Origin of the sequence: Lactobacillus sp. B4015, assembly GCF_026536055.1 — a bacterium.
In the GTDB taxonomy this organism is placed as follows: domain Bacteria; phylum Bacillota; class Bacilli; order Lactobacillales; family Lactobacillaceae; genus Lactobacillus; species Lactobacillus panisapium.
Genome location: NZ_JAFNOY010000003.1, coordinates 50,970 through 62,906, shown reverse-complemented (window position 1 = coordinate 62,906; position 11,937 = coordinate 50,970). Strand labels below are relative to the sequence as shown.

Here is an 11,937-nt window from a genome sequence, read left to right as displayed (position 1 = left end):
AAAAAAATAACGCCTATTGGCGCTTTCTCAATTCTTCTTCTAGCTTTTCTGTTTTTTCTTTTTGCTTGTAGTAATCCTTTTTAAACTCATCCCTTTCTGCTGTCAGTTCCTTAATAATTGCTTCGTAATCTGCTTTATTAGATTTGTGGGTAACGGCTAGTGCTGTTGCAAATGCACCAACAAAGCCGCCGATCACTTGTAGCAAATTGATTAAATCATGCAAGTGATCACCCTCCTAACTTTTATATGCTGCTCTCACGATTAAACAAAAAATAACGAAATCGCCAATAACTGGATGTGCCATCCGCATTTGTCCACCTAAAAATGCATGCCATAATTGCGTTAATGCGAGCATAAAAATAGCAGCGCCACATAAGATTAATAGTAGATGCTGCCAAAATTTACTTTTATTATCAATCAAAGCTGAAATCAATAGACCTATACCCAATATTAAAATTGTAATGTCTATTCTTTGATCATTCATGGTACTAGTCAGTTCAGGTGGCCAGAAAAAATAATTGCGATCAATCCAGAGGGATGCACCAATTGCAATAACAGCCACACTGGCTAACGCTTGTTCGAAGTTATTGCTAACATTATTAAGCATTCGGCGTAGCATATTTTTCACCCGTAATCTCTTGATAATCATCAGCTGTTAGTGCTCCTACTTGAACAAAAGATGCAATAATTGTTTTGTCATACCAACCTGCATTATAAAATTGTGTTGCTAAATTTTTAAAGATATTAAGCATTAGTGTTACCTCCATTTTTAACAACAGCAGGCGCTAACAATTGCAACATCTGTGCCATCTGTTTTGATTGCTCAGTTTGGCTTTTAGCAATATCATCTAAACTATTCTTTAAGTCCTTATTTTCATTAGTTGCTGATGTAGCCTGCTCTTGAGCCGTTTGAATTGCTTTTTCAGCATTCGTTAAGCGGACGCTGGTATTTGCAGCATCCTGGTCAACCCACACGTGTTTTGTCCAATCATATTTTGGATTGTTCATACCGGTTGGTTCTTTTGCAATAAAAGGATATGCAAAATCAGCATTTAGTTTTGCCGGAATCGGAATAGGTAAACAGTCAAATTGATCATTTGAAACGTAAACGATCTGCTTGAAGTAGCCTGTTTCATCCACTAATTTTTCTTGTTGTTTTAAATCGTCTTGCCATTCAGCCATTGTTTAATTTCCTTTCTTTTCGATATTAATTAGTTTTTTGACCGTTAAACTATAATTTAAGTCACTATTATATTTATTATATAAATAATAAATGTTGCCATTATTATCGACATCTAATTTACCGTGGAACATTGACTTATTTTGATTAGTTAAAATTTGTGTATCAAAAATCAAAGTACCATCAGAACTATATTTTATTAAACCCAATATATTACCTGCACCATTTGATTCGTCTGAAATAAAGTAGAGATTTTTTTGATAATCTAAGGCAATAGTGGGATTAGAATCTACTATTTTTCGACTGTATTTAGTTACTACATTATTTTTAAAATCATATTTATAGACTGATCCATATATATCGGTAAAAATAGCATTTCCAATTCCATCTAAGACAACGTTACCAACGGTATAACTAGATGGTGTTGTGCATAAGGGGGAATAGTTGGATATATTGCTTTTATCTATTTTTATTAATTGATTTCCCAATCCTGCGTATAAAAATGAATCGTTTGCAACTAAAGTTGATCTGTCTAGATTTAAAGAAGCTTGTTTAATTAATTTTCCTTGTTTATCAATCTCATAAAACCAACGATTAGTATCATTATTATAATTACCTGATAAATAAAAATAATTATCATCTACGGTAAAATTAGTTATTACATTGCATAAATAGCCACTCGCTTTAAATTTATTTTCAATATTTCCATTATTATCTAAGTTAGCTATATATGAATAATTAGTATCTGCAAAGGTTATATAGACATCATTATCAGTATCAATTGCAATTCGCTGAATATCGGCAAATTTTTTGGACCAGATTAAAGTGCCCTCGGAATTTAATTTAAAAACTTTGTAATGTGTTAGCACATAAATATTGTTATTTGTATCAATCATACATTGATTAATTGTGTCTGCATCTACCATACCCAATTCTTTCGTCCACACTTCACTGCAAGTGCTTGGCAATGTCTCCCAACCTTTCGACTGGTAAATTAGCGCATTGTTGAGATATGCTTGTTGAACTACTTTCTTGCCGAAAAAAATATTACTTAATGTCATTTAACCACCACCTCGTAGTCGCTTAAGATAAAGTAGATTGTCATTGGGTCATAGTTCGTTAATGCCTGATACTGCGTTAATGTGCCAGTCCATGATCTCATCATCGACTGTTTCATTTCAATCATCTGATTTTGCACATTACTTAAATCTTGTGTATTAATCAACCGATTGAATTTAGGATAGTCATTATAAGTCTTATTAATGTATCTATAATCTAAAACAAAATCCTGCATTTGCCGGCAAATGATTACCTGAAATGTGTTATCAAGAGCGGCGTTATTAACAACCAAAATGTAACCATATGTCGCATTAGTCTGTGTGAAGCCCGGTAAGCTGTCTAAGCTAATCTGCATGTCAGAGTTTTTCAGCTCATAAATACCTGTAGTGGTTAGTGTGTTCGGATCAACTTTAGCATCTTTAAAAATCTTTGTTGGATGATTAAAGTCAGGCAATACCACCTTACCATCTTTATCAGCCATGACGTCATTGATAGACAAAACCCGTTTAGCAATATCAGCGGTTAGAGTATCATGTGCAGTTTTAGCATCTGTCTTAGTTTCTAAATCTGATAAATCAGGCTGCGGTATATTTAGCTTAGCTACACCGTCTGCGTCCGGGTTAATTGGATCACCACCGTTAACACTAATTTGCTTTAACTTACCAGCTTGAGCAAGCTTTTGGTCCATGGTTTCTTTATCATAATAGTTTTCTAAATCGCTTAAATGTGCAAATTTAGTAAAATCAACATTGTTGATATTGGCAATAGCCTTATTTGCAGAATCAATGGCTTGCTGTAATTTAGCTTGAGCATCCTCATCGTTTTTCAGTTCGCTAGCAAGCTTATTAATCTGACTTTGAAAGTCATCAATTGCATTGGCTTTCCAAGTGTTGTAATTAGATTGAATACTTGCTAATTTGTTTTGAAAATCGGTATTAGCCTGCTTAATTGCAGCTTGTTTGTCAGTCTCAATTTGAGCAATTGCTTTATCACTGGCTGTTTTATTAGCAGACAGTTGATTATCCGCAGCGGATTGGATGGCTTTCTTTTGCGCATCGTAATCTGATTTTAATGAACTAAGCTGATCATTTGCGTTAGCCTTAATTTTGCCTAACTCATCCGCCCAATCATTAGACAGTTTTTGATATTTACTATCATAATCAGCTAATTCTTTTTCGTAATTTTCTAGCTGCTGGTTAAACTTTTTAACCAAATCGTTTAATTGACTATCGTTATTGGCAATATTTGAATTAAAATCGTTTTCAACTTTTTGCACGAAAGCCTGAACGTGGATTAGCATGTTTTCCGCTCGGGACCAGTAGTTTTCATTTTCAACTGGCAAATTGGCCTGTTTGATGACATCAATATGAAAATTAGTTGTAGTGTCAATCAATTTGTTAGTATTGTCAGTAATTTCAAACCAAGCATCTCCAGACTCCTGATAAACCGCCGTGTTAAGTTTGTACTTAATCTGCCCACCGATTCTGTCGACAATTTCAACATCCTCATCGTCTACCATCTTGCCGCCATCTTTATTTTCGCCAAAAAAGACTTTGCAATTGGTTAGATTATAAGCGTTATTATCAGCATCAATGATATTAGCGTTAATTACCAAACCCGCTTCGCTTTGCCTAATAGTAATTCTGTCAGCATCAACAGTAGTGCTATTTTTGTCCGTTGCGAGCGTTAGAATTGGTATGCTCATCAGCTATCACTTCCTTATTTTTTTCCAAATTTTCATTTGCTTTAACCAAAAGACTTTTCAATTGATTGATCTCGCTTTGTTGTTTTGCTATGGTTATCGCTTGATTAGCAATGTTACCGGCTAGAATATTAACTACTTCATCACTCATTTCTTCACCTAATTTCTATATTTAGACGGCACCATGTCTCGAACTATTGAGCGCACCTCTGACTCGGTCGTGTAATATGGTCCAGCATATGCTCTTAAGTTAGACTCTGTAATAATGGTGCTATCGCCAATGACACCAGAATTAGGACCAATACTAGTCACATGACTGCCGTCACTGATTTCTACTTGTCCAGATGAAAGCATTGAAATGTAATTGTCAGATTTAACCCAGATAGCATGTCCACCATTTTGTGGGTAAAGCTGTCCTGGACTATCTGTACCTACATAAACGGCCATACTTCCGTCTGCCGTCTTGCAGTAAAGCGCACCCTCCAATTGAAATGCCCTAACATTTAAAGCTTGAATAGTATCAGCTGTTAGATGTGAGGCTATTACATTACCACGGCTGTCAATCGCAGCATCTGCATAGCCAGAACTATTGACATATTCCAACCCGTTACTGTTAAAGCGCATATAAGAGCCATCACTATTGAGTGCACGAATTTCAACTGGATTTTTGTACGTTTGAGTGCCAGATGCGTCTACAAATTGCAATATTGCAGAGCCGCCTGATTCTATCCAGCTTTGCACGTCATTAAACTGATGGTTGATGTCAACTAAATCTTTGTCGAATTCATCTGCTCGGCCTTTCAAACCGTTAAAGTCATCTGTAATAACACCAATTTCTTTAGCAATATTTTTTTCAGCACTTAATCGGTCAGCACCCTCTTGTTTAAGTGCCTTGTGTATAGCAGTGATCAAATCACTTTGGGCTTGGAACTTGCTGTTTGCCCGTCCAAATTTAGCATTGGCATTGCTATTGGCCGTCTGTAATAACACATGTTCATAATTAACCGGCAAGCTACCAATTGTTTTTGAAATATACTTATGGCCTAAAGAGTCAAATGTTGTGTTAGTAACTCTGGCTGTAACCCTGACGCCTATGTTTTCGTAATCAACCCCAACATAGTCGTACAGGTTAGCCTGCTCAATCTTGCCAACTTGCTGTTCAGTTAGAGTACATGAAGGGTCAGGTAGGCCTATCCTATACTCTTTAATATAGGCTTCAGCCAAGCTCTGCAACTGAGCAATATCATCGGCTGTTGGCGCACCCGAATCATTGTCATTGTTAGGCGTCCAGTATTGACTTAAGTCAACGGTTTTAATACGTTGAAACTCATGGCCAATTTGATTATCAGAGTAAACAATACTGTCTGGGAGTGTCACGTAAATTTCTTGTTGCGCATCGGTATCTATTTCTTCATCATCATTAGTATTATCAGCTCCCCAATTAGGTTCAACGTCATCATCAGCGCTGTAATCTAGCGCTGAACTGGGCACCCAACCAGTCTTGCCGTTCCAGGTTATCTGACTCCAGCTCTCACCGTTACAATCAGCTGTTGCATTGACTTGAACCTGTTGTTTGGCCGGTATTGTATCGCTAATTATTGAACCGCATGGTTTATCATGCAGAGCAATTCTTCCAGTATTGCTGGCCTCATGGCTAACATAATCATTTGGCTTTTTTGGTTTAGCCGTTTTTTTATGGCTAAAATCACAATCTGACGACTTAACCCACTTTGTAGACGAAAGCTTATAATAAGTATCGCTGCCAACTGTAGCCTGACCAAGAATGCTGTAATAGCCTTCACGAATTATCTCTTGATTAGCAGTACCTGGAACTGCGTACCATATAGCACCCGGTTTGACATAGGTTTTGCCAGAAGCTGGCAAATAAACAATGCTGTTTTTTTGACCAAACGCCAAATGTGGGCCATAGACCCACTCATTAACTCCAACTTCGTACCATTTGTTGCCATTTTCATCAATTGCAATGTGACGGTAATTAATTCGATCACCTTTTTTGAATGTGAAGTCAAGGCGATAGTGATCTTTGCCTTGGAATGGAGACCGATAGACGTGAATAACATCAATTGCAACTGAGGCTGTACCACTTTCACTATATATAATTCCTTTTGAGTCTGACCCTGTTGTAGTGTGGCCTTGACCATTTCCCGAATTAACAATATAGTCGCCTTTTTTGTCAAAAGTTATAAAATTACCATCAACCCAACTATTATCCGATAACATATACCAGTCGTTGTTGTTCATCGGTGCCGGATCACTGCCACCATCAACTTTTCTAACCAGTTGTAAATGCTGGCCATTCTGAACATGACCAACTACGTTATGGCCTGGATAAGGGCTGTCAAATGTTGTTAAATCACCATTCCCAAGATACTGTACTGTTCCCATACCATCTAATTCATCCCCTGCCTGAGTCATATCAGTTGGTAAAGGCGTTTTAGGTGTGGGAGTATATTTTGCGTATGGAAAAATTCCAGTATATAACTGAGTAATGTTATCAGTGTTTTCTAAAGTGCCCATATCACGTCCATGCTTAATTACTTCTCCAGTGTATTTTCCAGGATTTTTAAGCAAATATAAGTGATAGTTGTCGAAAACCCAATTACCCTTATACAAGGTCTGCATTGATTGAGTGGCTTCATCCCCTTCGGCATCATCACCAATCAGGATTGCACTCATATCAGAATTTTGGTCAACCGTGTAGTTAATATTGGCCAAATCTGAAATATCAGTGGTGAACTCAACACCTGGTATACTTTCTAAAGGTGGTAATGCGTCTTGTAAGGCATTAAAGCATTGGCTCGCCGACATGTTTGGCAAGCTAATATCTTTTGTTATAACCCTGTTTGTAAAATCTGAAGCAATTCCAACCGCCTGAACGTTAATTACATCTAGGCTTTTGGTCGCTTCTTGAATTCGAAATTTCTGTCTTAATAAAACCGGAGAAGCATCTGCTAGGATAACTTCTCCGCCTTTAATTTCTTTAGCTAACACGCCATCTATTCTGTATTCCATTGATAGCGTTTGAATTGCATTTGCTGCACAATTAACTTCAACTTTTATTGCATCGCTTAAAGCACCAATCCCGTTGTTTGTAGAACTATCACTGACATTTTTGAACAAAATTGGGAATCGTAAATACTTAATCATGCAAGCCTCCTAAATTTTGGCTTATATTCAATTTGAGGTATACCGTCACCAGTCCAACTAATAACATTCTTGCCAGTTACTAAAACCGGGGCGTCATTATTTTCCCAAATCACGTCCGAATTACAGTTAACTTTGTTTCCTTGGGCATCAATGGAATAAGCCTGACAGTTTTCGCCGTCAACAAATACTTCTTTTTGAACACTATTGAACTGATAATCTAAACCATTAACGGTTAATTTAACATTTCCCGTGCCAACTATGTGCCAATCAGGCATCGCTGGCATTTTTTCGGTGTTATACACGACTGGCTTTACTTCTTGCCATCGAATACTTGGCGTTTTTAACATCAAAGGCTTGCAATTAAAGGCGATCTGCCCCGTTAACTCCTCTTCAGCGCCATCTTCAATGAGTGGAACTAAACTAGGTGGTGTACTTACAATTGCTTCGAAAACCCAATTGGGATTTTCACTAAATTTTAGGTAGTCATAGTCAAATCCGGTTAGCCAATCAATTATTTCATTTTTTAACTGATACAAATTTGGGTATTGTCTAGGCTTAAACACCGTAACATCAATCACTAAATCAATGTTTTTAAACGATTCATACGCTTGCAGCAAATCACCATTACGTCCATTAATGTGAGTCGCTGTAACATCCAGCTGTGGCGTTGGTATTGTTATTGGCGTTTTACAATAAATTCCAAAGTCTGCACTGCTGCGGTTTCTAAAAATAATCTGTCCTTTTTGATTAGAACGCATAATGTGCCTGGCCTCCTTGTGCACGTCTTATTTGATATTTCTCTAACTGTTTCGCTAAAGTTTTGCCATCAAGGTTGACTTTGGTATCAACCTTAACCGGATTCTGTGACAGTAGTTGCAATTGATCAATGACTTTATTAATCTTTTCAGGGTTTGCAATGGAGCCAAGTACCGTAATTATGGTCTCAAGTTCATTCTTGATATTAGAATTTAAAATTGACTCATCGTTGCCCTTAACAATACGGGTTGTCTCGTCAAGCAGCTGAGTAGCACGACTGCGTTTGCTTGTGTCTAGTGGAATTATCATTTCTGGCTTGTTTTGCTCGGCCACTTGATAAAGGCCATATTGATTAACGAGACCACCATTTGCGTAAGAACGAAATTGCAACCAATGGTTATAAGCCTGTCTAGCTCCACCATATTGTTCATTTACATATTTCTTCATCCAGCGTAATTGGGTAATTGGGTTTGTCCGCCAGTCACTACCAGCAGCTGCCATTTTATTACCCGGTAATGATTGCGGTATACCGTAAGCTGGCGAATTGGGGTTCTGAGCTCTCGGATTCCAGCCGGATTCATGATCCACGATATAGCTAATATATCCAAAATCACTTGGTTTAAAACCTGCCTCGGCTAACCAGTTTTTGTGCGATCCGCTAGGCTGGCCACCGCCAAGCTTTCCGCCGCCAAACATTGAACCTAACTTGCTAATAAAACTAAAAAAGCCGTTACCGACTTGATTTCTGATATATTTCTGCAAATCACTAGTCGCATGAGTATCAGCTCCACTATCCTGTTTTAGTCCCTTTACACGCCCAAATTTAGGCGCACCGTACCCAACAACAGAATCTAAGGTATTCATATGAATCCCTTGTGATACCGACTGTGCGCTAAAGTAGCGATTACCTCCGGCATAAACGCCAACGTGTTCGCTTCCGCCATCGCCCCAGAATACTAAGTCACCGCTTTTGGCCTGCGCTTTGCTAATATGCTGCGTCTCAGAGTATTGACTACCACTATAATGCGGAAAATTGATGCCAAAGCCCTTCTTAAGAGCATACAAGACCAGGCCAGAACAATCGAATTTGTCTGGACCTTCTGCACCCCAAAAATACTGGTGCCCTTCACCATATTTTTCTACTAATTCTAGCAGTTTGGAGCTTGACCCATTAAGGTCACCGCCAGCCATTTGCCACAGTGCAGACCACCAGCTCTTTGCGGAGTCTTGAGCCTTGTTAAAAGCTCCGTGGGTCAGGTCTGTCATTGCACCGCCAATGCCTTTTGAGTCTGTCCATTTAAAGAGACTCTCGATATACTTAATCGGATGGCTAACAATTTTTACGGCAAGGTCAAAATATTTTTTTAAGTTGCCAGCCGTTTTAGTTACCCAACTTCCAATTCCGTTGACAAACCCTCCAACAGCATTGCCAATTTGTCCAAATATCGAATCGGTACCCTTTGAAAAATGTTTGACACCACTAAGTCCCATAAGCATGGCCGTTTCACGAGCATTGATAACATGCATCCCTGGCCACAATAGCGCTTTAGTATTCTGCCCTTGCACAATTCCAGCATTGCCATTTTCATCAACTAGCATCTCTTTGTTGCCAGTCTGTGGGCTATCATTGCCGTCATTAAGCGTAGCAATTACTGGCTTTGTAATTGGATTACTCAATGATTTTAGAATTGAGTCAGTACCTGTGGCTAGTTTTACATGGCCAAGCAATTTTATAGTTTGCTTTCCGCCCCCAAAGGCATGAATGACATTATTAACAGCACTAATACCGCTATTTACAATATCAATTAATCCATTCATTGCATTGCGACCGAGTCTTTTAATCCCCGACCATGCTTTATTAAAGATTGACTTTACGCCAGACCATAAACCGGACCAGACTTTTTTGAAATCTTTACTAAAAGTATTTAAGAAGGAATTTATACTTTTTCCCCAACTCTTAAATGCTGTCAGCATCTTATTCCAAACTTTTTTTACGGTGTCATGAATTTTATCCCAGAATTTATCCCAATTTTTTTTAAAACCAGCTTTAAATGAATTAAATCCTTTTGTGACCGACTTCCAAGCATTTTTAATACTTTTTATAATTTTATTAAACGTGGATTTAACGTTGGTAAATAATTTTGAAAACCACTTAATTACTTTGTTAATTATCGATGGAACATTAGAAAAGGCTTTCTGTATCTGCTTTCCAATGCCATTAATAAAAGTCCTAAATGGCTTGCAATTTTTATAAAGAAGAATAAAACCAGCTGCTAATGCTGCAACTGCTGCAACAGCGATACCAATTGGGTTAGCATTCATTACAATGTCTAGTAATTTTTGAACAACAGTCCATTCTCTAATTGCTGAGATAACTTTTTGAATTCTGGTAACAAATAATGATAGCGTGGTAGTCATTGCCATAAATTTGGACACGGCAAAGTAGGTGGCAAATGCAACACCCATTGCTTTTACAGCGTTTGTATGCGTGGCAATAAAGTTAATGGCATTAATTAAGCTCTTACCGACGTTTTTAGAAAGTTCTCCTGCAATAGATTGGATATGCTTTCCGGTTTCATTTAGCTTGCCGTTTTTACCAATTATCCGATCCAAGCCTTTGCTCAGGCCATCTAATGCGGTATTAGCTAAGGGCTTCATGACTGCAGCTGTAAAGTTTGTCCAGGTACCCTTGGTTTTGGCAATTTTGCCTTCGGTTGTTTCACCGAATTTTTCCCATGCTTTGCCACTGCCATTCGCAGCTTCGAGCATGTATTTTTTCATTTGAGCACCAGAAATTTTGCCATTAGCTAGAGCATCGTTAAATGCTGACTTGGTCATACCGCTTGCTTTTTGAATAGCAACCTTTAAGCCTGGCATCGTTGCGAAAGTTTTGTTAAACGCTCCTAGATTTACTTTAGCAGCTGAAAAAATACGGGTTAGTTTGCCACCAACCTGTACTATTTGATCTTCACTGGCACCGCCAGCTTTACCAAAAGCATACAGCTCATTAGTAAGTGCTTTGGTTTGCTTAATATTGCCACTAGTTAACCCATAGAGCCCCGTCTGTAGTTTAGTAATTGCAGCACCGCTTGCATTGCTGACGCCACGTATCTCACCAATTTGGCCAGTTAACTCTTTGACACCTTTTTTAGCAACGCCAATGTGTTCCCAGTTTTCGCTAATTTCTTTGCCTGATTTTGCAAGGTTAAAGCCCTGTTTAGCAGCGTCCATTAAGCTTGAACTAAGACCGCCAAGAATATTAGTAATTCCTGTACCAATAGCTGAACCTTTTACAATATCGCCAATACTAGTCTTAGTTTCCTTAGCAGCATCTTCTGTTCCATGCAACTGTGCTTTTATTTTTGTAAAAAAGCCCATTGGACGTGGTTTTTCAAGACTTGTCGAAAAGTCGTTTAATTGCGTCTTGGCTTTGGCCAAACTCGTTGCAGTCTTATTTACACGAATTTGCTGTTGCTGATATGCTTCGGAGTTTTTGCCATTAGCGCTTGCTACTTTAGACAATTCTGACTCTTGAATTGCTAACTGCTTGCTTAAGTGATCGACTGAATTACGATAGCTATCTAATTTTGCTCGGTTGGCTTCCTCAGTTTTACCTTCAGCTTCTAGTCGTGAAATGTAAGATTGAGACAGCTGCGTGGCTTGCTTATAGCCCTTTTGTAGGTCTGCCAGTCCGCTAGTATAGTAAGTCATCCCCGATTTAGCTTTACTTAACTGATCAGACTGCTTATTTATTTGGGCATTGGTCTTGGTAATCTGATTAGTTAGGTCATAATAGCGTTTTGTGCCTTTTTCAGTAGAGGTGTCCACAGCAGCTTGCTGTTTCTTTAAGTCCTCCAACTTTGCTTTTTGCAAATTGATAGACTTGGTCAAGCCTTCAATTTTAATTTGCTGCGCTTTTTGACCATCGCCATTACGTTTAGCTGCTGCCTCATTAGCTTTCCATTCAGATGTACTTGCATTAACTGCACTTGTAAGTGTTTTAAAACTTTTGACTGCTCTGTCTACATCTAAAGAGACCTGTGACGCCATATCATGTTGTAATTCAATCATT

Annotated in this window: 10 protein-coding genes; all 10 read right to left on the bottom strand. The window is 38.2% G+C overall.

All coding sequences use genetic code 11. The annotated features are described in order from the left end of the window. Positions 1-13 precede the first annotated feature (13 nt). The 10 genes from J3U71_RS03575 to J3U71_RS03530 are packed head-to-tail and all read right to left on the bottom strand — an operon-like array spanning position 14 to position 11,936. Positions 14-223, bottom strand: a complete 210-nt coding sequence (locus J3U71_RS03575; protein ID WP_220219846.1) for a hypothetical protein — start codon at positions 221-223, stop codon at positions 14-16. 12 nt (positions 224-235) lie between these two features. Then, positions 236-628, bottom strand: a complete 393-nt coding sequence (locus J3U71_RS03570) for a hypothetical protein (protein WP_267392732.1) — start codon at positions 626-628, stop codon at positions 236-238. Continuing rightward, a complete protein-coding gene (locus J3U71_RS03565; RefSeq protein ID WP_267392733.1) occupies positions 600-752 on the bottom strand; it encodes an XkdX family protein in 153 nt (50 codons plus the stop codon). Before J3U71_RS03565 ends, J3U71_RS03570 begins: the two co-directional genes overlap by 29 nt. Next, entirely contained in the window at positions 745-1,182 is a 438-nt protein-coding gene (locus tag J3U71_RS03560) for a hypothetical protein (RefSeq protein ID WP_267392734.1), read from the bottom strand. Before J3U71_RS03560 ends, J3U71_RS03565 begins: the two co-directional genes overlap by 8 nt. A 3-nt stretch (positions 1,183-1,185) precedes the next feature. After that, entirely contained in the window at positions 1,186-2,241 is a 1,056-nt protein-coding gene (locus J3U71_RS03555; protein WP_267392735.1) for a hypothetical protein, read from the bottom strand. After that, the gene (locus J3U71_RS03550; protein WP_267392736.1) at positions 2,238-3,944 is read right to left on the bottom strand and encodes a BppU family phage baseplate upper protein; all 1,707 of its coding nucleotides are present in this window, start codon (positions 3,942-3,944) and stop codon (positions 2,238-2,240) included. Before J3U71_RS03550 ends, J3U71_RS03555 begins: the two co-directional genes overlap by 4 nt. After that, complete coding sequence (locus J3U71_RS03545) at positions 3,904-4,092, bottom strand: hypothetical protein (RefSeq protein WP_267392737.1); 189 nt, start codon at positions 4,090-4,092, stop codon at positions 3,904-3,906. The genes J3U71_RS03550 and J3U71_RS03545 overlap by 41 nt, the downstream gene beginning before the upstream one ends. A gap of 8 nt (positions 4,093-4,100) precedes the next feature. Next, positions 4,101-7,109 (bottom strand): phage tail spike protein, encoded by a 3,009-nt coding sequence (locus tag J3U71_RS03540; protein WP_267392738.1) that lies wholly within the window; start codon positions 7,107-7,109, stop codon positions 4,101-4,103. After that, on the bottom strand, positions 7,106-7,867 hold the full coding sequence (locus J3U71_RS03535; protein WP_220268262.1) for a hypothetical protein: 762 nt from the start codon (positions 7,865-7,867) through the stop codon (positions 7,106-7,108). The genes J3U71_RS03540 and J3U71_RS03535 overlap by 4 nt, the downstream gene beginning before the upstream one ends. Beyond that, a complete protein-coding gene (locus J3U71_RS03530) occupies positions 7,857-11,936 on the bottom strand; it encodes an NlpC/P60 family protein (RefSeq protein WP_267392739.1) in 4,080 nt (1,359 codons plus the stop codon). The genes J3U71_RS03535 and J3U71_RS03530 overlap by 11 nt, the downstream gene beginning before the upstream one ends. Position 11,937: the final 1 nt, after the last annotated feature.

Coding starts and splice junctions, on each gene's coding strand:
- J3U71_RS03540 (WP_267392738.1), bottom strand. CDS start 7,109: ATGATTAAGTATTTACGATTCCCAATTTTGTTCAAAAATGTCAGTGAT.
- J3U71_RS03560 (WP_267392734.1), bottom strand. CDS start 1,182: ATGGCTGAATGGCAAGACGATTTAAAACAACAAGAAAAATTAGTGGAT.
- J3U71_RS03555 (WP_267392735.1), bottom strand. CDS start 2,241: ATGACATTAAGTAATATTTTTTTCGGCAAGAAAGTAGTTCAACAAGCA.
- J3U71_RS03535 (WP_220268262.1), bottom strand. CDS start 7,867: ATGCGTTCTAATCAAAAAGGACAGATTATTTTTAGAAACCGCAGCAGT.
- J3U71_RS03530 (WP_267392739.1), bottom strand. CDS start 11,936: ATGATTGAATTACAACATGATATGGCGTCACAGGTCTCTTTAGATGTA.
- J3U71_RS03550 (WP_267392736.1), bottom strand. CDS start 3,944: ATGAGCATACCAATTCTAACGCTCGCAACGGACAAAAATAGCACTACT.
- J3U71_RS03565 (WP_267392733.1), bottom strand. CDS start 752: ATGCTTAATATCTTTAAAAATTTAGCAACACAATTTTATAATGCAGGT.
- J3U71_RS03545 (WP_267392737.1), bottom strand. CDS start 4,092: ATGAGTGATGAAGTAGTTAATATTCTAGCCGGTAACATTGCTAATCAA.